The 22,947-nt window shown below is 55.3% G+C and carries 25 protein-coding genes; 1 reads left to right on the forward strand and 24 read right to left on the reverse strand.

Annotated features, from left to right (window positions below; translation table 11 throughout):
* Positions 1-86 precede the first annotated feature (86 nt).
* From ACFPVS_RS08915 to ACFPVS_RS08975, 13 genes are all read right to left on the reverse strand, one after another.
* On the reverse strand, positions 87-920 hold the full coding sequence (locus ACFPVS_RS08915) for a DNA adenine methylase (protein ID WP_096294379.1): 834 nt from the start codon (positions 918-920) through the stop codon (positions 87-89).
* Positions 921-967: 47 nt separating this feature from the next.
* Positions 968-1,063, reverse strand: coding sequence for a Com family DNA-binding transcriptional regulator (locus tag ACFPVS_RS08920; RefSeq protein WP_096294378.1), 96 nt, complete (start codon positions 1,061-1,063; stop codon positions 968-970).
* Positions 1,064-1,143: 80 nt separating this feature from the next.
* Positions 1,144-1,521 carry an H-type lectin domain-containing protein gene (locus ACFPVS_RS08925; RefSeq protein ID WP_096294377.1) on the reverse strand — a complete coding sequence of 126 codons (378 nt, stop codon included), beginning with the start codon at positions 1,519-1,521 and terminating at the stop codon, positions 1,144-1,146.
* Positions 1,518-2,018 carry a hypothetical protein gene (locus tag ACFPVS_RS08930; RefSeq protein ID WP_096294376.1) on the reverse strand — a complete coding sequence of 167 codons (501 nt, stop codon included), beginning with the start codon at positions 2,016-2,018 and terminating at the stop codon, positions 1,518-1,520. The genes ACFPVS_RS08925 and ACFPVS_RS08930 overlap by 4 nt, the downstream gene beginning before the upstream one ends.
* A gap of 13 nt (positions 2,019-2,031) precedes the next feature.
* Positions 2,032-2,232, reverse strand: a complete 201-nt coding sequence (locus ACFPVS_RS08935; RefSeq protein WP_096294375.1) for a hypothetical protein — start codon at positions 2,230-2,232, stop codon at positions 2,032-2,034.
* Entirely contained in the window at positions 2,222-2,563 is a 342-nt protein-coding gene (locus ACFPVS_RS08940) for a hypothetical protein (RefSeq protein WP_096294374.1), read from the reverse strand. Before ACFPVS_RS08940 ends, ACFPVS_RS08935 begins: the two co-directional genes overlap by 11 nt.
* A gap of 1 nt (position 2,564) precedes the next feature.
* Positions 2,565-2,792, reverse strand: a complete 228-nt coding sequence (locus ACFPVS_RS08945; RefSeq protein WP_096294373.1) for a hypothetical protein — start codon at positions 2,790-2,792, stop codon at positions 2,565-2,567.
* Between the two features lie 34 nt (positions 2,793-2,826).
* A complete protein-coding gene (locus ACFPVS_RS08950; RefSeq protein ID WP_096294372.1) occupies positions 2,827-4,704 on the reverse strand; it encodes a hypothetical protein in 1,878 nt (625 codons plus the stop codon).
* Positions 4,705-4,717: 13 nt separating this feature from the next.
* Complete coding sequence (locus ACFPVS_RS08955) at positions 4,718-5,086, reverse strand: hypothetical protein (protein ID WP_096294371.1); 369 nt, start codon at positions 5,084-5,086, stop codon at positions 4,718-4,720.
* Positions 5,086-5,988, reverse strand: coding sequence for a hypothetical protein (locus ACFPVS_RS08960; protein WP_096294370.1), 903 nt, complete (start codon positions 5,986-5,988; stop codon positions 5,086-5,088). Before ACFPVS_RS08960 ends, ACFPVS_RS08955 begins: the two co-directional genes overlap by 1 nt.
* Positions 5,989-6,122: 134 nt before the next feature.
* Positions 6,123-9,617, reverse strand: a complete 3,495-nt coding sequence (locus ACFPVS_RS08965; protein WP_096294369.1) for a hypothetical protein — start codon at positions 9,615-9,617, stop codon at positions 6,123-6,125.
* Between the two features lie 14 nt (positions 9,618-9,631).
* Positions 9,632-10,042 carry a hypothetical protein gene (locus ACFPVS_RS08970; RefSeq protein ID WP_096294368.1) on the reverse strand — a complete coding sequence of 137 codons (411 nt, stop codon included), beginning with the start codon at positions 10,040-10,042 and terminating at the stop codon, positions 9,632-9,634.
* A gap of 98 nt (positions 10,043-10,140) precedes the next feature.
* On the reverse strand, positions 10,141-14,322 hold the full coding sequence (locus tag ACFPVS_RS08975; RefSeq protein ID WP_378595650.1) for a phage tail tape measure protein: 4,182 nt from the start codon (positions 14,320-14,322) through the stop codon (positions 10,141-10,143).
* 38 nt (positions 14,323-14,360) lie between these two features.
* On the opposite strand from ACFPVS_RS08975, the gene ACFPVS_RS08980 reads away from it, so the two are divergent.
* Positions 14,361-14,585: a hypothetical protein gene (locus ACFPVS_RS08980; protein ID WP_378595651.1), complete on the forward strand. Its 225-nt coding sequence runs from the start codon at positions 14,361-14,363 to the stop codon at positions 14,583-14,585.
* A 90-nt stretch (positions 14,586-14,675) separates the two neighbouring features.
* Here the strand turns inward: ACFPVS_RS08980 and ACFPVS_RS08985 are convergent, their stop codons facing one another.
* The 11 genes from ACFPVS_RS08985 to ACFPVS_RS09035 form a co-directional block, all read right to left on the reverse strand.
* Positions 14,676-15,431 (reverse strand): phage tail tube protein, encoded by a 756-nt coding sequence (locus ACFPVS_RS08985; RefSeq protein WP_378595652.1) that lies wholly within the window; start codon positions 15,429-15,431, stop codon positions 14,676-14,678.
* A gap of 11 nt (positions 15,432-15,442) precedes the next feature.
* On the reverse strand, positions 15,443-15,904 hold the full coding sequence (locus tag ACFPVS_RS08990; protein ID WP_378595653.1) for a phage tail terminator protein: 462 nt from the start codon (positions 15,902-15,904) through the stop codon (positions 15,443-15,445).
* Positions 15,897-16,331, reverse strand: coding sequence for a phage virion morphogenesis protein (locus tag ACFPVS_RS08995; protein ID WP_378595654.1), 435 nt, complete (start codon positions 16,329-16,331; stop codon positions 15,897-15,899). The genes ACFPVS_RS08990 and ACFPVS_RS08995 overlap by 8 nt, the downstream gene beginning before the upstream one ends.
* 2 nt (positions 16,332-16,333) lie before the next feature.
* The gene (locus tag ACFPVS_RS09000) at positions 16,334-16,750 is read right to left on the reverse strand and encodes a phage protein Gp36 family protein (protein WP_378595655.1); all 417 of its coding nucleotides are present in this window, start codon (positions 16,748-16,750) and stop codon (positions 16,334-16,336) included.
* An 11-nt stretch (positions 16,751-16,761) separates the two neighbouring features.
* A complete protein-coding gene (locus tag ACFPVS_RS09005; RefSeq protein ID WP_378595656.1) occupies positions 16,762-17,751 on the reverse strand; it encodes a major capsid protein in 990 nt (329 codons plus the stop codon).
* A 64-nt stretch (positions 17,752-17,815) separates the two neighbouring features.
* Positions 17,816-18,157, reverse strand: coding sequence for an oxaloacetate decarboxylase alpha chain (locus tag ACFPVS_RS09010; protein ID WP_378595657.1), 342 nt, complete (start codon positions 18,155-18,157; stop codon positions 17,816-17,818).
* Positions 18,150-19,082, reverse strand: coding sequence for a hypothetical protein (locus ACFPVS_RS09015; RefSeq protein ID WP_378595658.1), 933 nt, complete (start codon positions 19,080-19,082; stop codon positions 18,150-18,152). Before ACFPVS_RS09015 ends, ACFPVS_RS09010 begins: the two co-directional genes overlap by 8 nt.
* Before the next feature lie 403 nt (positions 19,083-19,485).
* Entirely contained in the window at positions 19,486-19,845 is a 360-nt protein-coding gene (locus ACFPVS_RS09020; protein WP_378595659.1) for a DUF2513 domain-containing protein, read from the reverse strand.
* A 54-nt stretch (positions 19,846-19,899) separates the two neighbouring features.
* Positions 19,900-20,208 carry a hypothetical protein gene (locus ACFPVS_RS09025; protein ID WP_378595660.1) on the reverse strand — a complete coding sequence of 103 codons (309 nt, stop codon included), beginning with the start codon at positions 20,206-20,208 and terminating at the stop codon, positions 19,900-19,902.
* A complete protein-coding gene (locus ACFPVS_RS09030; RefSeq protein WP_378595661.1) occupies positions 20,205-21,509 on the reverse strand; it encodes a phage minor head protein in 1,305 nt (434 codons plus the stop codon). The genes ACFPVS_RS09025 and ACFPVS_RS09030 overlap by 4 nt, the downstream gene beginning before the upstream one ends.
* Complete coding sequence (locus ACFPVS_RS09035; RefSeq protein WP_378595662.1) at positions 21,502-22,935, reverse strand: phage portal protein family protein; 1,434 nt, start codon at positions 22,933-22,935, stop codon at positions 21,502-21,504. Before ACFPVS_RS09035 ends, ACFPVS_RS09030 begins: the two co-directional genes overlap by 8 nt.
* Positions 22,936-22,947 lie beyond the last annotated feature (12 nt).

Below are 22,947 nucleotides of genomic sequence, written 5' to 3' on the forward strand. Positions count from 1 at the left end.
TGTAAGGTAGCGCGCGTTTTGTCATAGTTTTGCGTTTTTTTGTCATAGCTTCCCTGTAGTTTATCCATGACAAAAAAACGCAAAATCTAAAATTTAACCACCATATTATCCTCATAAGAAACCCCCTTAGCCATCTTGACAGGTAACTTATGTATTTGTGCATCTGCAAACTTACTCCAAGCCTGCGGTTCGTACTCTTTTAAATAGTCAAGATACTCACAAATCTCACTCCGATTGCTGCTGAATAAGATGAAAGGCGGACGTGTCAGGTGGATTAGCTTCAGAAATGCGACCATATTGAAATATTTCTCGTTCTTGTAGGCAAATTGCTCCGTGCCCACATAAGGCGGATCAAGTACAAATAAGATATTCTCGCCATGCTGATAATGGTGCATGAGATTTTCGTAGTCCTCAGAAACAATTTCCAACCCGTCCAAATAACCATCACACGTATTAAACGGGGTTTTGCGCACCTTGTTATAAAATTCCCAGCCCAATAATTGCGCAATATCAACTGCCTGTTTGGTACTAAAAAGCAGCCATGATGATAACACCCTGACATCAATTGCACCGTCGAAATTACGGATGGCCGATTTTACTGCCGCTTCCACATCCTGCGGCAATCTCACTTCTCTTGGCACGTCTTTTGTAAGTGCCTGAATCTCTGCCAATAGGCGGTTGTAATCAGGGATATTATTTAATCTTTCGGCATACCCATCGAAGTCATTATAGATGACTCGCGCTGCGGGTTTATTGCGTTTGGCGGTATGTGCCAATAGGCCGCTGCCGCCGAATACGTCGACAATCACCCACCCCGCACCATCATCAGGAATTTGTTTCAAAGACTCTTTAAATAATTGTAGAAAAAACCGTTTCTGTCCAACAAAAGGGATCGGGGCTTGATTCCAAACTTTAGTCACTTTTTAATCTCCGGTGCTCGCGGCACTCGAAGACAAAGCTCAAAGGCTTATTTAAATTGATTGAATGTTTTGCAACGCGGACATTTGATTTGTACACAGCCACATCCTTTAGCCAGCAGCTTGTTACAATTCATACACCGCATTTCATTTGAGATTTTTTCGGGCGGGGGAACCTGTTGAACATGACATTATTTAAATTCCGTTCTGGTAAATCTATTTTCTGCTATGCCGTCTCTTCTTCCATTGCCATCCAATGCAATATCAAGTTATTGCCCCAGTAGTTGCAGCGGATGCTGAACATCTCTTCGGTCACGGTGACTATCTCAATAAATCGCCAGCTTGGCGTATCTGTGCGTTGCTGGGCAAGGGTCACTACCGGCACTTTTTTAAAAGGCTTTTTAAATCTGATGTTATAAACAGATGAATTGGCAATTGCGCCATTAAGTAAGCCTGTCCATCCTGATAAATCGTTTTTCAGAACGGCATCATTGAACACCACACGTCCTCTTTGGATATTGAGTGGTGCGGCTTGCTCCTTGCGGCTGTTTAACTCTTCTGCCACCGCTATAGACAATGCTTCGATTCGCTCTTCCAAGGTCATTTTAGGGCTGCCTTAAATCGTGCGGCGAAGTCGGTATCGGTATCGCCTAAGTTAAGGGTGGTTTCGACGGCGTTTTTTTGCTCGGCCGTCAATTCCTGCGCCTCATCGATGCGCAGACGTTTGCCGATTTGCTCGGCCATCGTTGCCGCGCCGCTTTTGTCTTCTTTAATGTAATCACCGATTTCTTTTAGCGTATCGTAAGCGGTATCTGCGCCGTCTAAGATTTGATTGCGGATGTTTTGGCCTTCGGCGGCAATCAATTGCTCGGTTTTTTGGCTGGAATATACGGTTGTGGCTGATGCTGCCGATACGTCGTCAATCAATGCGCCGCCGGCCTGATTGTTGTCAACCATGCTTTTAAGCTCATTGATGGCCCCGACCAAGCTGTTTTTGTCGCTGGTTTGCAAGTTGGTTTTTTGGCCGATGTCGGTGCGGATGCCTTTAATGGCGGCTCCGGCGGCATCGATAAACTGGTTAATACGGTCAATCAGTTTCATTTTTTTTCCTAAATCAGTTGAGGGCAAGAATAAATCGGGCGACGAAATCAGGGGCTTCTTGGCTGCTTTTGCTTTGTGCGAGCCACTCGGTAAAATCGTCAAACGACTTGTCGCGGTTGCCGGGCTGCGCGAGCCACACGCGGTATAAATCGTCATCGTATCGATGGCCGGCATGTTCGATGTTGCCGCGGTATACTTTAAAATCAGTCAGCATGGCTGGTACTCTTGATAATGTTGACGGCAATGTCGCCGCTGTATTGGGTCAGGCCGTCTGAAAGGCGGGTGAACATCACATCGGTCACATATTGGCCGGCATCGAGTGCGGCGCAGACACCGGCAGTCAAAGTCAGTAAAACGCGCGGTGTTTCGGGGTAGACGGATACGTCAAAATCCGCCACGGTATCACCGCCGTGTTTGCGCCGCAATTGGGCAACGGCGGTCACGCCTGTCAGCGACGAAATGCCGTAATCATCCAAAATATCGAATAAAACGGTAATTTCCACCGTTTCGCCGCGCTTGAACCTCAATTCGGGATTTTTTGTCATGTCACACTCCCAACTCAATCAACCGCAAATCCGGGGCTTGGCTCAAGATTTTGTTGGTCTTAATGTCGTAAAACACTTTATTGCCGATTGCCGCCTGACCGCTCAGCACCAAATTACTGCCGCCCTGCGAGCGCGCCGCCCATGCGCCGCCACCCAAGTCGCCGGTGATTTGGGCAACGCCTTGCTGCTGACGGCTTAAAATGCTGCTTAATCTTTGATAGTTATTCATACGTCAAAAATCTTTAAAGGCCGTCTGAAACGGTTTAATCGTCCAAATAACGGTCTATGCTCAAGGTTTGCGTCACCACCGGCGCATCGTCGGCAACGGATACGTCCAGCGTTACGCCGGTAACCACGCCTTGCCACATGCCGACCGGCTCTTGGATTTGCCAAATCTGCCCCAGCGCGGCCAAAGGGATGGCGTACTTGTCGGATACCGGCAGCGTCACCGTCTCTTTTTTATGGATTCCCGTGGCACTCAAGGCGGTGATACCGGCGGCAGTCAACACGGCTTGGTCGGTGTAGAGCGCGCCGCTCAAAGCCGATGCGCGCGGCTCGCGGCCGCTGCCGCTGCGGTAAATGTCGCCGCCCACACCTTTGTCATGGTTTGCCCAAACGAATACGCCGTTGGCTTTTTCCGACACGCTGCGCCGGCCGCTGATTTTGATAATCACGCTGGACGGCACGGCGACATCAGGGGCGGCAGAATCAATCTCCCACGCAGCCTTAGGCCATTTCGGTTTGAGCCGTACCACGGCTTCGGCTCGGTCACTCTCGACAAAACCGCCTGCAGCGGCCGCCAGCTCCTGCAGCACGGCCATCGGCGTTTTGTCCGTCACGGAATACACATCGGCAGGAATCAGCCAATCGGCGATGCCCCAGCCGTCCAGCTTGACGCTGCCGAACTTAAGCTGCCCGTTGGCGATTTGCGCCGCATAAATCGGGTTGCGGTAAGTGCCGTCGCCTTTTGCCGCGTAGTCGTCGCCCAGCAGGGCCGTTTGGCTGCGCCCGGTAACGGTGTAGGATTTTTGGCCGAACTGTCGGTTGTCGCTGTAATCCTCGGCCATGAAAACAAAATTATCGCCATTAATGCGGCAACTGATTAAGGCCGGGCTGCCTTTGGCGCGTCCGTCGATATTGAGCCGCACGAAATCATCAGGCGGCAGGGTCACGCTGCCCTGCCAGCAGTAGCCGCCGGTGTCGCAGGTAAAGGAAGCCGACAAGAGATTGAGCGGCCGGCCGTCAACGGCGGCGGAAACGGTGTTTTGCATGATGTAGCCTTTTAAAATCGGGGTGGCCGATTGGTCAAAACAGGCAAACGGCAACGGTATGGCGTGGGCGGCGTGGGCGATTTTGCGCCGCTGAAACCGCAATGCCATGCGGTTGGACGGCGGACGGATGCCGCAGATATAGGTCTTTTCGGTGTTGTCCGGTTCCGGCTCGAGCGGAATCTCGTAGTATTCGCACGGCACGCTTAAGGCCGGTTGGTATCGGGGGTGCAGACAGGCCGCCAAATCCTGCGCCGCGTGCAAGTCCGAATCCAAACACAAGCCCACTGCACCGCTCGCACTGGTACGGGGTTGCGTGCAGGTATCGACAAACAGGCCGGAAACCGCCGACGTGTCGTCATGATTGCCGTTTGCCCGAACCGCGCTGCCGCTTGTGTGCGGTTGCTCACAGCGTCTCAAATCGGCAATACCGCCGGTTTGCACATGGCCGCAGCCGCCGAGTTTTTCAGACGGCCTGTAATGTGCGGCGGTATCACGGCGCACATCGGCCAAAGCGTCGGTAAACGGCTCTAAACACACCGACACATCCGACGCGGCATCCCACGCCGTCTGAAAAGGCAGCCGCAAAGCGGCATGGGTATAACCGGCACCCCGGCAAACCGCTGCCGACCCGACCGCGTGCTGCACAAATCCCCATCCTTGAGACACACGCGCATAACCGTCGTCAGGCTTGGGCTGCGGCAAAGGGTTATCCGGCTGCTGCCCCGTATCATGGGGCGGCGTGTCATCACCGGCATAGCCCAAAGGCCGTCTGAAAGGCAACGGCAGGCGGTTGGCTTCAGACCGCCCGTCAATCCGCTGCGCAAACGGCAGCGGTATGGCATTGGCGGTGTATTTTTTAGGGTCGGACATTTCAGACGGCCTCTCAGCCGTCTGAATCTACATACGGCTTAATGTAGTCGTAGCTCACCGGCTCGTATTGTTTTTTGTAGTCGCGCGCAACCATCATGTACTCTTTATCGGTGTTGAGACGGTCAAAACGGTAACTGCCGTCAGGCTTGCTCCATGTGTCGGCGATGCATTCCATCGCGGGTAGGGCAAACAGGTAGATGCGGCGTGACGCGGGTTGGCCGTCGACGGTGACGATGCCGTCTGCTTCGCCGGCGATGCAGCCCTTGCCGCCGTATTTATGGTGTGCCGACCTTAAAAAACAGTTACTTTGCAACAAATGGTTTTGATAACTCAATTGCCTGTAATAAAATACCGGGCGGCTGCGGAAAAACAGGTCGGCCATCACATTTCCCACGCATTAAGGTTGACCAGCATGCCCCGGCCATTAACTCTGCAATAAAGGTATTGGTCACCGCTGCCGTCAAGATCCTTAAAAATCTTGCCAAACGGCACTTCGTTTGACGTAGGCATATCCTCGAAAATCATCATACAGCCGGGTAAAGAGCCGGCAAGCATGTTCAATGAGTTGGCAGTCTCCAACAGATAGCAGTCGTCGGCACAAAACCCGCCGGTAGCCGGGTTAGGGTATTTAACAGAATAATAACCGTTAGCTTTAGAAACTATCCTTCCTCCTGCCCCCGATAAATAGTCATAGCTGCGCGCATATTGGATATGCAAACTCCCGCCGGTATAAGCAGCTGACCCAAACCCGCCCACAAAACCCAAACACAAATTACCGGACTGCCGATCAGCAACCGACGGGAATAAGCCAAAATAAAGAAAGCCGCATTCTCTAGACGACGATGAATCAGAGGTAACCAAAACAAATGCTCTGCCATTGCCAACAAGCCACCACTTACCGGAACCTTTAAATGACGAATAACTAAAACCACACCAGGCCTCGGAATTGACAATTTCACCGTTTGAAATTGATGTCGGGTTTAAAATAATCCGACAACGCGCTCCTGAGTCGGTCTGGTTGCCGGTATTGCCCCGCCAAGAATCATCCGCTGACAGCGCCCAGCCTTCCGCCTCGTCATCCTTCGGCGCGAAAACAGCTTTATAATCCTCCTCAAAGCTGATTTTCCACCCTAACGGCTCTTTACGGTTGTCTCCATCGCCGTAACCGCTAATCAAGCACGCTTTTAAAACGGTTTTAATTGAGCCTTGGGTATAGCTGACCTGAGGCGCACCCGGGTCATCCCACTTATATAATTTTACGGGCGTGCGGGTAGTATTAAACATGGTTGAATCCCTAAAAAAACATATGCACTCATTATGCAGAAAAGCCCCGGAAACCGGGGCTTGCACGGATGCACTTTGCGGCTTGGCGGCAGTTTGTCTTCAGCTTCGCAGAAGCCTGCGGCTTTCAGACGGCCTTACCCGGCCACCGTATTGCCGCGCAGACAGGCGGTGAAACCGTCGCGCCCGGCCTGCTTGTCGGGGCTGGGGTGGACGCTGCGCAATACCCATACGGGCAGCGGCGTGCCGAATGTGTTGAACCGGATGCAGTTGCCGCGCTCCCAGCCGCCGCCGAATGCCGCGGCTGGCAGGCGGAAATACGGTTTGCCGGTGGCCGGATTGGCGGGTGCCAATCCGGTCAGCGTGTCCGATGCCAACACCAAGCCCAACTGCTCGCCGTAGAGCCGGTATTGGCTCTCGCCGGTAAACTGTATCAGCCAACGCTCGGTAACCGCGCCGTTGCTGGTCAGTTTAAACGGGTAGTCTTTGACGTTGAGTTTGGCCAAAATCTCTTCGCCGCGCATAGCATCCGCCCATACGTTGTCCCACGCCCGCTGGCTGAAAGGCTCGGTGGCGCGCACCAGCAAATCGCCGCCGATGAGCGCGCTGGAAACGTAGGTGTTTTCCTGCGGGTAATCGCGCGACAGGGCGAATTGCAGTTTCAGACGGCCTGAAATATCCACACCGGTGATGCGGTTTTCTTCTTCCCATGCCATTGATGCGGTCAGGGGCATGGCGTATTGCGACAAATCCAGCGGCTCGGAAAAAGTCAGCTCGCCCGTTTTTAAATCCATGCTGTATTTTTCGGCCAGGACGTGTTTGCCGTCGGCGTCCAGCAGACACAGGCGGTCGATGTTTTGGCGGTTAAGCGTGATTTGCTGTCCGCCGGTAAACGACCCGCCCAAATCCTGCTTGAGATGGCTGCCGATGACAATCATGTCGCCTTTGCGGTAAATCGGCACGCGCCCGTCTGACGGCAGCCGCACTGAGTCGATGCCGATAATCGATGAATCCAAGGGCAGATTGTCTTGGGTGACGGCGTTGTAACGCATGGTCGACGGATAAAAGCCGTCGGCGGATTCGACGCTGTAGAAACCTGTCTCATAATCAATAGTGCCGTTGAATGCGCCGGTAATATTGCCGTCGGCATCGGATTTGGCCACGGAATCACCTGCATACACCGTAAAGCTCTCCGGCTTGACCGGAGCAGAATCCGTGCGGCCGGAATAGCTGTACATGAGTGTTTCAGGCCGCTTTACAATGCCTGCCGTGATTTTGAGGCTGCCGCCGTCAACGGCATCATCGGTCAAGTCGACTTTACCGTGATCATCCATGTTGCCGACCATCTGGCCGCTGCCGGATGCGGTATCCCAATTTTTATACAGCACGCCGCCGCGCTCGACGATGTCGGTTTTGCCGTCTGAAAACCGCCATGTGTCAAATACCGCAGTATCGTTGGCATAGCCGCCTTTGAGCGCATCCAACACCAAAGAGCCGCGCACGCTGCCCGATTTGGACTCGGCGGCGGAAGATTCTTTTTTGACCCAAACGATTTTGCCGTTGGGCGTGACCCTTACTTCGCGGTCGGCTATCTCACTTATTCTGACCCGGGAAAAACCTTCACCCGGATCCACATAGCCTTGCCGTGAATCATACACCTTCAAATCTAGCGATGCAGCCGGAATTCTTACTGCGCCGCTTGAATAGTCAATGCTGCCGCCACTCAACAGGTTACCGTCCAAAAGCAGGCCACCCGAGCCGTTGTCAGAAATCACCAAATTAAAAGACCTGGCGGTATAGTTACTTTCGACAATCCGGCGGTCGCCATAACGAAAACGAAAGCGACTGGAAGAGTCAATCAGATATTTAATGTAGATCACCTTTACATTTAGGCTCCCCGACAACACCGCCATAAAACTGCCCGGCGCGGTACGGCCGATGTCTAACACCAAGTTGCCCTTCTTCCATTGGGCTTCGCCTTTTGCATCTGCTGCCGTGTACTCTTCGCGGGCGATGCCGATGTTTCCCGCTCGCACCACGGTCGTTTTAATCACACCCGACGCATAGTCGATGGTGCCGGTGATGTCACCTGTTATGCCGCCTGCGCCGTTGTCCCGGGCGGTTTTGGCTCCACCGTCCGTCCAACTCAGGCGCACGGTGCCGGGCTTGACGGCTTGTCCGATGTCGTACACGCCGTCGCCGCCGCTTGGCGTGCCGACCATCACCGACCCCGCGGCCTTGCCGTCAAAGGTCTGAAAACCGTCGCCGCCCCATTGGAATACGATTTTACTGCCGACATCGGGCATGGCGGGCAGATTAAGAATCACCGAGCCGGACACATACGACACCGTGCCGACCTGTGTGTTGGCCTCGTCACGGATAATACCGTCACCAAAATCTTTCAGGGTGTACCACACGCCCAAAGCCATAAACGACACGGCCAATGCGCCCGGGGCGGGCAGCGGCTTGAGCAGCGGTGCCCATGCTGTGCCTTGGTTGGTCTCTTTGACTTCGACATAGGTAGAGTAACGGGCGGCTGACGACTTGGCACCGAATTGGCCGCTGATGGTGTAGCGGCCGGACGGCAGGTTTTCAATCACACCGCGATGGTAATCGACGGAGTAGCTGTTGCGGCCGTCCGAAAGCAGGCCGGCAGCATTGTCTTTAAAATTGCCCCATGCGATGCTGCCCGGCAAAACCGGCTGCGGGAAATACAGATTACCGCCGTTATGGTATCCCGCAAACACCACGCCCACGGGCGCGGATGGTATCCACATTTCAGACGGCACCGGATATTGGTCGGCGATGGCGGTTTCAACTGTTGATGTCGGCACCAGTTTTTCGTAAATGCCGGACACGGTCAGCGCGGCGTCGCCTTTTTTCAGCGGCGCGGATACGGGTTTGACACCGTAATAGCTGGCCGAATCGGCAACCTGAGTTTCCAAAATCTTAACGGGGGCGTTAGCATATCCCTCGACCGGGTAGTTTACGCCCTCATAATCGTTGACCAGCGGATTGGTAATTTCCATTTTAACCACGCGACGCCGGATTTCTTTGGTTTCTCCGTTTGGCAACGGGATTTCAAACGTGCGGATTTCCGACTCCAAATTCTGGATACGGAAATACTCGTAACGCCGCGCGGCGGCGGAATTTCGGGTATCGGTAAATTCAAGGCAATAACGCTCGCCGACCTTCGGCAGCGGGGCTTCGACGCGCTGGTAGGCCTGAATCAGGCGCACGCCGGACAAATGCCGCCCCATCATGGTCATGCGGCTTTCGACCGTCGGCACGCTGTAGGCTTCGATGCGCGGCATGATGTCCTGCCGCTCTTCGCCGTAATTGCGCGCTTTAAACGCCAAAAACGACACATTCGGCGATTTCGGCGGCTCGCTGATGATGAAATGGCCGCCGTAAAGCGGCTCGGCATCGTTGCGCAACACGGCAGGGTAGAGCAGACGCGCGTCAAAGCTGCCCATTGTGCGGTCAACATCCGACACCGGCGGAAAAATCTCATTATCGGCACCGGTCAGGGGCGTCCCCGTCATCAGGCCGCCGCCGTCCGGCGTGTCGGTCATGCGCTGGCTCGGGTAAATCTGCAAATCCTGCTGGGTAAGGCGGGTGGTTTTATTCATGGTTTAAAGCCTGTTTAAAAAGTCATTAATAAGATTTCGGCGGTGTAGCGTTCGCTGCCCGCTTCAGGCGTGGCATAACGTACAGGCTCGACATTGCCGAGCGCGGAATCGTGCAGGCGGAACACGACATTAAATTCGCGTCCGTCGTAATGGCTAAGCGTCATCTCCAGTTCGGGTGTATCAGACCATTCGCGTAGCCGGCGCACCGTGCCCAGTGTGTGCCATACCCACGAGCCGGACAGCGTAATCGGTCTGCCGTTGAGCTTGACTCCTTGCTGGATAATCAAACCGCCCGACAAAGTCCGCTGCGGCGCGGCTTGCGCCACTTTCGACCACTCAAACTCATCACGCCAGCGTATATCCTGCGGCAGCTCAATCCGTTCATTGGTATCGTTGCGTTTCAGAATCCAAACATCGTTTGCCATTTCAGACGGCCTTTCGTGGTTAATACCTGATTAAAACAAAAGCCCCGCCTGATTGGGCGGGGCATGGCTGCACTTTACGGCTTGGCGGCAGTCTGAAATCAGGTACTGCGCTTTAAACCGTCCTCAAGCTGCTTAAACATACTGTCGACCACAGCCTGATCGCGCTCTTTGAGCACGCTGCTCAGACGGCCCAAGTCGATATTGACCCCGCCTGTGCCGATTTGGCGCAACACATCGGCACTCGCACCGGAATTGCTGTTGCCGCCGCCTGAATAGACGGGCGTGCTAACCGATTGGGCTTGCACCCGCTCGGCTTGGCGGTTGCTTTTTTGTTTTTGGTAAATCTGCTCGAGCAACTTGATTTGCTTTTGATATTCCGCCGCCACTTCGGCCTGCTGGAACCGTTGCGCCTCGGCCAATTTCGCCTGCAAATCAGCAAGCTGCTTTTGGTGCTGATACGCATAAGTCGCTTCGGCATTGCCGTTCAGTTCGTCAAGCTGTGCCTGCAAAGACGCGGTAGCATCGCTGGCTTCTTGCCTTAAGGCCTGCATTCGGGCGCGGGCATCTTCAATGGCCGCGCGGAATCGGCTTAATTTGACCTCGCCCAATTTGTCCGCCGCCGCATTGGTCGCAGTGATGGCACGCTGTAGGTCGGCATTATTGACCATGCCGGCTGATGTTGATTGGTTTAACCGCTCCATCGCCGCGTTGGCGTTGGCTATTTTTTCGGTCCAATCTTTAACTTGGGCTGTTACCAAATCAGCGGCCGCGCCGAATTTAACGCCCGAAAATGCACGGTTAAGCTTTTCCATCTCCTCGGTCGTCAGCTTGACATAGCCGTGGGTTTGGCTCATTCGGTAGCCGTAGTCGGTAACGGCTGCCGACGCTTTTTCTGTTGCCTTGGCTGATTCCCCGACGGCATTGGCCGCACGGCGTTCGGCGGATTCGCGCTGCCGCGCGGATTCGGCGGCTTTTTGGTGTGCCTGCACGGCTTGGTCGCCGCCTTTGGCCGTGTTTTGCGCCAATTCCTGCGCGCGCGCGTTGACCTGTTCAATCACTCGGTCGTATTGCGCCGCGCTGATTGAGCCGCTCTCAAAAGCCGCCTGCGCCTGTTTCGCGATTTGGTTAAGCGTAGCAGGGTCTCCGGCCGCCTTAATACTGCCGCCAAGCTGGTCATAAGCCGTTTTGGCCGCACCCGCACCTTTTGCCGCCGCCTCATTAAGGCGCGCGATTTGGTCTTGGGTCAGTTTGGCCGTTTGGCCGTTGGCCTCCAATTGGGCGCGGAATGCTTCAAATTCTTGGCGGCTTTCCAGCTTGCCCATCATCTGCTCGAACGACGCGCGGATCAGGTTGGCACCGTCGATACCGTGCTGCGCCGCCGTTTTCGAGGCCGTCTGAAAATCCGCAAACGCCTGTTTGGCCTTGCTGCTGATGCCGGTGGTGACGGAATCGACATCCACGCCGATTTTGGCGAAGGCTTCGGATACTTTGCCGGCGGCTTTTGGGGCGGCATCGCCGATTTTTTCGATTTCTTCAGCGGTCAGGCCTGCTTCTTTACCGACCTCGTTCAGACGGCCTTTAAGTGCTTCCACTGCCTCAGGGCTGTCCATTTTGGACAAGGCCGCCTGAAACAGCCGCCCCATCTGGTCGGCATCATTACCGAACTGCCGTGCGGCCAGACTGAAACTGTCCAAGGCTTTATTGGCGTTATCGCTCATGCCGGTGGTAACTTGCTGCGTGCTCAAGCCCAATTCTTCCAGCGCGGCGGTGGCGCGTGCCAAATCGCCCGTATCCACACTGATTTTGGCGTTTTTAGCGTCAAGTTCGGCTTTCAAAGCAGCCATTTTTTCTCGGGCAACTCCAAGCTGCACGGCAAATTCGGCATACATGGCGGTGTTTTCACGGCCACCGGCGCGCAAGGCATTGAGCGTGGTTTCCAGCGCGGCGGCTTCTGATGCCGATTGCCGGTATTCGGCTTGCAGGGCTTTGATGGCGGCAGCTTCTGCGGCTGCGGCCTGTTCGGCTTTTTCTTTTTTCAGCGCATTCTGTTTGGCCAGCTCTTCCCCTGCTGCGGCCAATTCACGGGCGGATTGAGCCGATGTTTTGAAATTTTCGTTGTATTTTTCCAGCCCGCCCGTTGTCCAAAGCGAATCGATAATCGCCGGGATACGCGCCAATTCATCTCCGAAGCTGCGCACAATCTCGCTGTTTTTGTAAAGGCCGTCTCCAATTGAGCGGCCTGTCTCAAATGCTGCCCACAATGCCCCTGCATTGGCTGCCACCGATTTCAGCGTACCGCCCAAAGTCGCAATCGAGCCTTTGACCTTGCCCATGCCGGCTCCGTTTGCCGCCGTCAGCTGCACCGTCAATTCACGCGCGGCCTGTGTAGCCGACTGTAAAGATGTGCGCACACCGTTAATGCTGACCTGTTGTTTGGCAAACGATGCCGCCGACGAGCCGCCCGTCAGTCGCACGGCGGTTTCATAGGCTTGCACCGCCAAACGTGCACCGGCATACAGCGCGGCCAACTGGGTGAGAACAGGAAATTCTTGGGCAACTTTAGCCACGCCGCCCGCAACAGAGGCGGCAGCTTCGGCGGCTGTCGTAATCGCGGGCAGCAGCGCGCTGCCGATTTCTGCCGCCGCCACCGAAAATGCTGCTTTGGCACGGTTGATTTGGGCTTCCGTCGTACCCATCACGTTAGCCAGCTCTTCCTGCATGGCACCGGCCACTTTGCTTTTATCACCGACCAAGGCCAAGGCCTTTTCATACTCGCCGAGCGAGCCGACCAAAAGGGCAATATCGTCGCTGTATTCCGTGCCGAACAGTTTCGACAGCACCAGGGCGCGGCTCTGTTTGTCCAAATCCTGCAACTTGCTCAAAAAGCCGGTTAATGCCTGTTGCGGATTGGCGGCGATATTGGCGGCCATCTCATCCGCACTCAAACCTATACTTTTAAGTGCATCTTGGAATCCTGCCCCTTGCGTCTGCGCGGTTTGCAGCTTTTGCAACAGTGCATTGATGGCGGTAGCCGCCACTTCGGGCGGTTTGCCCAAAGCAATAAAGGCATCGGCAAGCGCTGCGGCTTCCTCCGCCGCCAAGCCGAACTGATTGGCCGTACCGCCGATGCGCGCCATTGCCGCCACAATGTCTTTTTCCCTTGCAGCGGTGTTATTACCCAAAACGTTGATGGCATCGCCCAATTCCTGCACGCGTTCAATCGGCATTTGGAACACGTTGGAAATGGTGGCCGCGGCGTTGCCCGCCTCATCAGCCGTCATGCCGAAAGCGGTGGACATTTGGGACGCGATTTCGGCAAACTGCGGCAGTTTCTGCATTTCGATGCCGAGCTGTCCGCCCGCGGCGGCAATGTTGGCCATCTCCGCAGGCATAATGCCCAACTGCACGGACAGGTCTTTGAGCTTGCCTTCCAATTCGCCCATCTGTTCGGGTGTGCCGTCCACCACTTTTTTGACGCCGGCCATTGCGCTTTCAAACGCCATCGCTTCTTTGGACACATAGGCCAGCCCGCCCGCACGGGTTACGATACCGGAAACTTCATTGGCAACATCGGCCAAACTCGGGCGCAGCTCTTTCAGCCCTGATTCCAAGCGGTAGATTTTATCGCGCTGCAATTCGGCGGCCCGGCTTAACTCTTCATGCGAGAGCGTGCCGCTGTTTTTCAAAAGCTCGTAGGCATCTTTGGTTTTTTGGATTTCCTGCCGCGCCTTGTCGTCGGTATCGATACCGAGCTGTACGCGCGCATCGGCCAAGGCTTTCAACTCTTTGGTTTCGGCATTGAGTTTGTCCATTTTGACGGCGGCAGCGGCAGATTCCGCCGCCAGTTTTTGTTCGGCAGCGGCCAAATCTTTGGCATTGATGCCCGCTTTGGCCATCTCGTTTCCGGTATCGGCCAAACGGCTTTTCAGACGGCCTTGCTGCGCTTCCAGATTTTTCACTTCTTGCGCCAGTGCGTTATACCGGGCTTTTTGCTCCTTGGTTGCACCGTTTTGCATTTGCGTAGACATTTCCGCCAATGCGGATTTAGCCTGCTTGAGCGCGGTTCCGGTATAGCCGACTTCTTGGCTTAACTGTTTATACTGATTGATTAATGCCTGCTGTTCGGCCATACGGCTGAAAGACTGTGCCAGCTCTTCGGTATGGGCAGTCAAACCGCCGGTATCGACACCTGCCTCTTTGATGGTCTGTGACAGGTGTTTGATGTCTTCGACACCAGAAACACCTGCCTTAATCTCAATACCTGCTTGAATATTTGTCATTTTTTTGCTACCTTAGTGAAAATAATAAAGGGGACATCATGCAAATCATCGGCTTTTTTGTTTTGTGCGGCTTTTTTTACTGGCTTGCCAAACCTGTCAAACATACTTATCCGCCGGCCGCTGCTTTTGACAAACAGCATTTGGGCGCGGTTAAGGGGTCGCGCGTGCTGCTTGCCTTGGTGTCGGTGGCAGCTGTAGCTCTTTTGCTTGCTTCCATTGCGGCAGCTGCCGCTTTGGCCAAACACCATTTACCGGGTCTTTAAACCCCGTCTGAACCATACAAAAAGGCCGTCTGAAATCAGTATTTAAGTAATCCTTAATAACTGGTTTTCAGACGGCCTTGTTGTATGCCTTTAGACGCTGAACACTTTAACGGTATAGCCCGACTTGTTGCCGTCGACCAGCACGGGGTTGCCGGTAAAGCTCGCCTCGTTAAAGTCGTCGGCGAACCAATCCAGCTCGCTGTCGGACGACACCACGGCGGACGGGATGTGCAGCTTGACGTTTTCGCCGCTGACGCGGTTCACGCCGTCGAGCATGATTTCCAAGTCGTAGTCGCCCACGGTGTCGGCTTCAATCATAAAGCCGCCTTTCGCGCCGGTGGACGCGGTGACTTTGACGGTTTCGCCGTTGTTCACGTTGTCGCATTCTTCTTTAATCAGAATCATGCCCAAGGTGGCGTTGACCTCGATATACTCGGGTTTGACCGCTTGGTCGGCGGCATTTTTAACGGTCACTTTGCCGTCAATGTTGTCGATACTGATTTTGTACCATTGCCCCTTGTTGCCGACGGTAACCGCTTCGTCGGTCACTTTAACGGCTTTGGCCTCAATCACCGCCGCCTCACCCATCAAGGCCATTGCCAAGTTGGTGCGGTCAAAGGTGTCAAGCGTGTAGCTCAATTCGGACGGCTTCTTGTTGGCCAGACTGTCTAACGGCTGGCCGTAGCTGTCTTTGCGTTTGCTGGTGCGCTGGATTTTTTCGGCATCGCTTTTAATCGACAGGCCGGTGGTGTTGCCGATATCGTAAAAGCCGCTGCCTTCGATCCGGCGGTTGCGGGCGTATACGGTGCCTGCGAACAACAGGCCGTCGTCATGGTTGCGTGACATAAATCACTCCTTTAGTTGGGTTTGACCACCACGTCGGCGGCAAACGAAATGGGAAAAAAGGCATAGCCGTCGTTGTATTCGATGGCGGGCGACGGTTCGCGGCGGAATTCGGAAGCGGCGTACTCCCGCCCCGCGTCCCATCCGGCAAAGGCCGTCTGAATCGCGGTCAACACCGCTCCGGCTTCATAAAGCGGCGATTTGCCGCCTGCGGTGTAGGTTTTGGCCAAGACAAAGGTAAAATGCAGCGTATGCTTGGTTTGGCCGCTGCGGTTGGCGGTATCGGCCACGGTCTCGCCGCCGTACACCACATACACCGCACCGTCCAACGGCGATACGCGCCGTTTCTCTTTGGCGGCGGCCAGCATTTCAGCCAAGTCGCCGATTTCTTTTACCGCTTTCACGCCGTCGACCGTCGCCATGCGCTCGAGTATGAGCGGATAGACGGCCAGCAGGTTGCCGTGTTGCTTAAGCATGTATCAATCCCTCCAGCCAGTCGGCCAGCAAATCGTCGATGTCCTGATAATCCTGCCCCGACAAGCCCAAAAACGGGCGCGCGGGCATATGGCGCGTGCCTTGCTGCAAATGGACCGCATAACCCATGACCGAGCCGACGATGACGCTGTCTTTGGCGGCCTGATGGGTAATGCTGCCGAGCAGGTTGCCGTGCTCCACCAAGATACCGCCTTTGCCTTTTTTGGCTTCGACGGTCTGCGGGGCCAAATCCGCCCATCTTTTACCGCCCGGGGCGGTTTTGGTTTCGGCAATGCGGCGGCGGGCCGATGATTCCACCACGCCGCCGATGGCGCGCATGGGTTTGGTCAAACCGCCGCCTAGCGTACCGGCCAACCGGTTCAGACGGCCTGAAATCTCGTCAAGGTTATGATGGATGACAATCTGCATGGCTACATCCAGTCTTTCAAATCAGGCGGGCAGTTGGGCATCACTGCGCACACGGACGGCTTGTCCGCCGTATCGTAACGGGTCGGATCGAGCAAGCCCGGATTGGACACTACCGACTTGAGCCATGAGACTGCCGACTTGTAGCGGTCTTCGACAATCTGCGTCACCGCGTCCTGATACAGGTAGTAGCGCGCGATGTCGCACACCTTAATCACCAGCACCCTCGGCGGCGGATTGCCGTCCGCGTCGTAGGAGAGTTTGGCGGCGCGCAGATACGCACCGGCTTCGTCTTCCGCGTCGGTCATGGCCTTGGCCAGCACGTCTTCGTTGATGACTTCGTAGCTGTCATGGTCGGTGCGCTCGGCGAGTTCTTTCTCGCCGAAACGCGCAACCATGTCTTCTGCGGTAATCAGAGCCATTTCAGACGGCCTTAACCGGCAGACAAGGTCATAACCAATTCGGGACGCAGGGCAACCGGCAGCGGGTTGGACTGCATGTGCAGGCTCCAGCCTTTGTCGTGCTGCAGCTTCTCGCGGCTGGCGTAATACGGCAGCGCGCGGGTGTTGACGGCGGCATTCATGTCCGCAGGGGCGAATACCTCGGTGTAGAGTTTGCGGCCTACCGGCAGCAAAATCGCCTTGTCTGCGTCGATTTTCGCACCGTTTTCGCCGAAATCGCCGACATACTGGATAAACTTGATGCCGTTATGCTCAAACGCAATCGGGTTCAGGCTGCCTTCGCGGTAGGCCGCGCCGTCTTGATAACGCTCGTACAGCGGTTTGATTTTGTCGTGGTATTTCAGCGCGGTTAAGAAGTCCGCGCCGCACAGAGCCACCCAGCCGGTAACCATCGCGCCTTTTTGCTTGGCGCGTTGGGCGGTAATGACTTTGTCGACTTCCGCGCCGACTTCGGTGGTTTTGGTGCCGAGTTTCCAGTTGGCCGAATTGCGGGTAATGCCGAATTCTTTGTACAGGTCATAAAGCACGGTGCCGTCGGCATCCAAAATCTTGCCCTGCAACGCACCCAGCATCAAATGCTCGCGGGTGTATTCCAAATTCAGTTTGCCGTCGGCCAGCTTGTCGTTGACCACACTTTCCACGGTGGCGGCCTGTTCCGTGCCGAATGCGCGCAGGTTTTGCACTTCGTCGGCGCGCACCACATCGTCTTGCGGCAGGTGCGGGATTTTAAAGGTGCGGATATTGCGGCTTTTCTTCGGCACCGGCTGACCGCCCATACCGCGCTCGCGGCTCTGTACCAGATTCAGGCGGCCTTCCTGGTATTCCACGTCTACCGATGTGGTCGTCAGGTATTGCGGTTCGAAAATACCCAGCTCTCGGATTTGGGTGGGCGTGGCCGGCACTTTGTTGACGGCCATCGTCAGGGCTTTGACGCCGAATTTGCTGTCATTGGATAATGGCATTGCTAAAACCTCTTTAAAAAATCAAAAAATCGGGGGCAGGCCGTCTGAAACAGCCTGCAAACATTTAGTCTTTCGGCGTGCCGGTGTAGACGATGCCGTAAGGGTCGCCTTCTTTTTTCAGGCCGTCGAGACCGGATTCGGCCGTGGCGGCGTTGACGGCGGCCGCGGTCAGCAGAGACAGGTCAATCACGCAGTTGTGCGGCTGTACCAAGACTTTGCCGTCGGATTCGTCGGTCAGGGCAATCAATTTTTTGCCGCGCAACGGAAAATCGACAAACGTACCGGCCTTGGTACCCGGGGCGGCGGCCACGGCGACACGCGTCTGATAGGTGGCCTCATATTTGATGTAGTCGCTGACGGTATTGCCCAACTCATGCGATACGGTTTTGTTTTTGTATTCAGACATAGTTCAAACCCTTATTAAACGTACTGGTTGCTGTGGCGGCGGACAATTTCACGCCTTCTTCCGCTGCCGGGGCTGCCGGACTGTCCGACAACAGGGCAGGCGGAATGGCCGCTGCCTGCGCAGTCGGCTTCAAATCGGCAATGATGGTGGCGGCGGCTTCGGGTTCTGCCGACAACAGCAGATTGACGGTCGCTTGCGACAGGCCGTCCCAGCCGTCGGCGGTCTGTTTGAAACCGGCTGCCGACAATTTGGCGGCCACATCGGCTTTTTTCTTTTCCGCCTTGGCTTTTTCGGCTTCGGCCTGAGCCGCCGCCTTCTCTTCTTTCAGGGCAGCCACTTCGGCTTTGAGTGCGTCAAAAGCGGCCTGTTCTTCTTTGGTCATGGATAGCTCCAGTTTTTCAAAAGGTTTGAAGGGTGCGCCGTCGCTCAATACCACGGCTTCGGTATTGCCGTCGACACCTATGGCGGTAAACGACACTTCGCGGATGGTACATTGGCGCATAATCACAACGGGGCCGGTAACTTCATGGCCGTTGACCGTTTCCGCCGCACCCGCCGCCAACTCTTCATAAGCGGCAGCCTGAACATAAACCGACATCTCCCAAGGGAAACCTTGGTCGGCGGCTGCCGCGATTTCGTTGCCGTGTTCGTTGTCAAGCAATGTTCCTTCGGCAATCAGGCCGTCCGAAGTGACCGACAGGCTGCACACACCCGCCATCTTGACGGGGCTGTGTTCCAACAGCACCGGCATTTTGGGTTTGTGTTTCAGGCCGTCAAAGTCAATCACGGTCTGATAACCGCCGTAGCCGAACGGCTTGCCCGAATTGGCCGTACCCTTAAACGAGCGCGGCGCATCGGCAGCAGTCAGCAGGCTGACCGGCCCGGCGGCGGATAATTTGATTTTGAGTGGGGTTTTGGTATTCATAGCCGCATGATAAGGCGGCAGACGGGGGATAAAGGGCGGCACGGCTGCACTTGGCGGCCGGATGACGGAATATTTTTGAGGGCAAAGGCAGGCCGTCTGAAACCGTTTCAGACGGCACCGGCAGAATATTTTTGGAACGGGTCGTAAAAATCGTTTTCAGAGGCCTTTTAAGCCCCCGCCAGATTGCGTTTGCAACGCGGTTGATACCTTTACCTGCCCTAAGGGATAAAACGCGCTGAAAACGCATTTTTTGGCGGATTGAAAAAAACGGCAGGGGAAACGGTTTGCAAACCGCATTTAGAGTGCCTTTAGATTTGCGTCAGATTGATTTCAAAACGCCGCACAGGGGTTTGCCTGTGCCGGGCGGTCAAATGCGCTGAAAACGCAAATTCGGGCGGAATACTCAGAAACTGCTCTTCAGTGCTTCCAATGCGGCCGACTTGATGGATTCGTAAGACAAATCCACCGCCTTGTTTTTCAGCAGCGTCTTAATCTTCTTCCAAGCCGTGTCGCTGCGCACAGCCGCCAAAAATTCCTGCCCCGTCCACGTCATACATACCCCGTAACACTGAAATCCTTTGCGCGGCATATCGTGGTTGCAGCGCCCGACAATCAGGCCGCTCTGTATCAGCAGCCACAAATGATACGACACGCTTTCAGACGGCCAATCGGGGAAGTCTTTAGCCATCAGGCGTACGTCGGTGCCGTCCGCCTCTTCCAGGGCGGTTAAGATTTCGCGGATCAAATCCCAGCCGCGTTTCATTTCGGCGGCCTTTCGGTTCGGGTTGGCAAAAACCCGCCTTGCGGCGGGCGGGTTTTAAGCGGCTTTAAAGCGCGGGTCGGCTTCGAGGACGGCTTTCAAATCGGCTTTATACGGGGCTACCGACGGCAATTCGTCCGCGCCGCCCAACACCAAACCGCAGATGGCGCGGTAATATTTTTCGGGCGCACCGCCGATAGAGAATACTTCCCAATTGCCATATTCGAACTCTTCTGCATATTCGGGGGCGATACCATACATACGCGGCACCATATAGGCAAACAGGTCGGCGCAGGCGCGCTTGGTCATGACCACTTCGTTTGTCCGGCCGTTTTCCCTGTCTATCCAAAATTCAGACGTACTCATTTTCGCTCCTGTACCAAAATGCGGATTTTATCCCGTTGTTCTTTCGGCAATGATAACACGAATTGCAGGATTTTATGGCGGTTTTGCGCATTCAGACGGCGGAAATCCAAGGGCACGATGTCGGCTTTTTCCAAGTGCTGCCCGATTTTGGCGGTTTGGTTTGCCCATTGCTGCGGCGTAGCAGTCAGAAACTGATTCAACTTGGCAATCCGCTCGAATTCGGCGGCATGCCATGTATACATAAAATCCAAGCGCAGCCATTTCTCACGCGGCAGGCCGTCTGAAACAATCAGGTAATCCGCCTGTCCTTCGCCTTTTCCAACCGCCAAATCGAACACTTCCAACCTGTCGCCCGTTACCAACTGCCAAGCGGCGGCAGCTTCGGCTTCGTGCGTGGCAACGTTATTGGCGGCATTGTTCTGAGTCAGACGTTTTACTTCTTTGGAGGGCACTTTTTCCGGCAAGGCCAATACGGTCACCGCTTCAGACGGCATAGTATAGCGTTTGTCGAGCCATGCCTCGCGCGTGGCAATCATGGCATTTAAAGCGGTCTCGCCGTGCTTGTCGGCAAACAGCGCGGTCATCGCGCCCAGCCTGTCGCCGTGATTGTGCGCAAAGCTCGGCGTGATGTCGCTCGGAATCTGCACCGTCTGCCCCGTGCGCGGATTGGTAAATTCCACCATCTCTACATCCGGCCCGTCACTGATGCCCTCGCGTTCGGCTTGGCGGCGGGTCAACGCGGAAACCGAACACTTGCAGCCGTAACCGTTGGGCGGAAACACCACCTGCCAAATCTCATGGTCAACAGGCAGAATCATGCCGTAGTAGCGTTTGTGGCTGTCGCGCGGCGTACCGGCGGCAGACGCGTTGTAGCGCAGGTAGGGCAGCGCGTCTTTGTTGGCCTGTATGCGCTGCCATTGCCCGGCGGCAAAGGCGGTCTGCATATTGGTGCTGAAGATGGTTTTCAGGCGGCGGGTGCTGCCGAGCTGTACCAGCTTTTGCACGCCGTCCAGCGGGTCGGTCATGATTTGCTCGCCCCACCAGCCTTTAGCCATCAAATACGGCTTCAGCCGTTTTTTGAAATCGGCAAAACCCGTGCCGTTCTGCTGCGCCTGCTCAATCGCCTGTTTGACCTCGGCCAGCATATCGGCGTCCATCATCTTAGCCACGGTAAACGCCAAGCTGTGCTGATACAGCCATACGTCGTAATGGCTGAAACCGGGCAGAATCCGCTTGGATTTGAAATGCTCCAGCGCGGCTTTGTCGACCAAGCCCGACGGTTTGTACCCGACATCACTCATCCGTCGCCCCTTCCGACCATGCTTTCAGGCCGTCTGAAACCAAACGCTGAATCAGGATATTGTCGGTTTGGCTCAAATCCAGTTCCGGCAGGCGGGCTTCAAATTCGGCGTAACCGCTGCACTCTTCCAGCGCAGACAAAACCGCTTGGATTTTGGGCTGCATGACGGTTTGTTCCACAGTCAGCGGCTGATTGGCATTGTTCAGGCCGTCTGAAAGGCGCATGGCCAATTGAGCCGCCTGCACCGTCGCCGCCACCGGTTCGGCAATTTCAAAATGTGCCTCGTCAAAGCCCAAGACATCGCGGTAGTAGTCGCGTGTCAGGCGCAGGCTGCCGCTTTCCAAGTATTTTTTGTCACGCTCGGCGCGCTGCACATCGACTTTAACTTCCTCCTCAAATTCAAACCATACCCCCTTAGGCGCATTGATACCCACGCCCCAAACGTTGTTGACCATAACCAGCGCGTCGATAAAATGCTGGCACGCTTGGCTCAACATCATCATGTATGCGCCGATACGCTCAACGCGTGCGGCTTCTTCGGTTTCCTGCGCCGCGCGGCTGGATGTCTCCAAATCCGATGTTTTGACCTTGCCGAGCAAGGTTTTTTGGATGCGTGCGTTGGCGAGACTTTCCAGCCGTTTAAACGCCTGGCCGTCCGCGCTGTTTTGCAGCATTTGGATAGTATCCTCACGGTTGATGGTCATCGCGCCGCCGTTAATCATCTGATACAGACGGCCTAAAAAGCCGTTGTGCTCCGTTTCGTCGTTGGCTTGGATTTGGGCGACAAGGTAAGGCTGGGCATAGCGCGTGATGAATTGCGCGGCATAAACAAAGCCTTTTTTGCGCAGGGCAACCGGCGCATACAGGCGCGCGGCGGCCATCTCGCCGGCAGGGTTGGTACTGGTCGGCCGGTGCGCCAAAAACAGATACTGGATATTGGTGTCGCACGGCTCTTCGCCGCCGACACCGCGATAAACCAGCGAGCCGTCGCGCCACGGACGGAAACGGTAAAGCTCGCCCGCCTTGTTCGATACCTGCCGGATACCGATAAAACCGTCCGGCTCGGGCGCATACACATAGCGCGCCACACCGTAGCCGCCCAAACGCGCCGCCAATACAATCTCTACAAGATTGGGCAGTTGACGGCGCAGGGTTTTCCACAGGCGGTCAGAGGTTTCTTCGTCCAGATTCTCGCCATAGACACGGAACGGCTTAGACAGCATGGCCGCGCGAAGGTCTTCAAGGCAGGCGGCTACTTCATCGTCAGCCATGATTGCGTCAAACGCATATTGGCGGTCAACCCCCAAACGCTCCAGCAGGGTGTCGTCTCCCTCCATGCTGCCGTAGAGGCTGTTTAAGGCCTCTTCGGTGGCGTTGACTAAATTTTTGATGGCGGTTTTTTGTTTGGATTTAATCAGCCCGAACATTTTTTAATCCTT

It is taken from the genome of Neisseria weixii, assembly GCF_042658245.1.
Lineage (GTDB): Bacteria > Pseudomonadota > Gammaproteobacteria > Burkholderiales > Neisseriaceae > Neisseria > Neisseria weixii.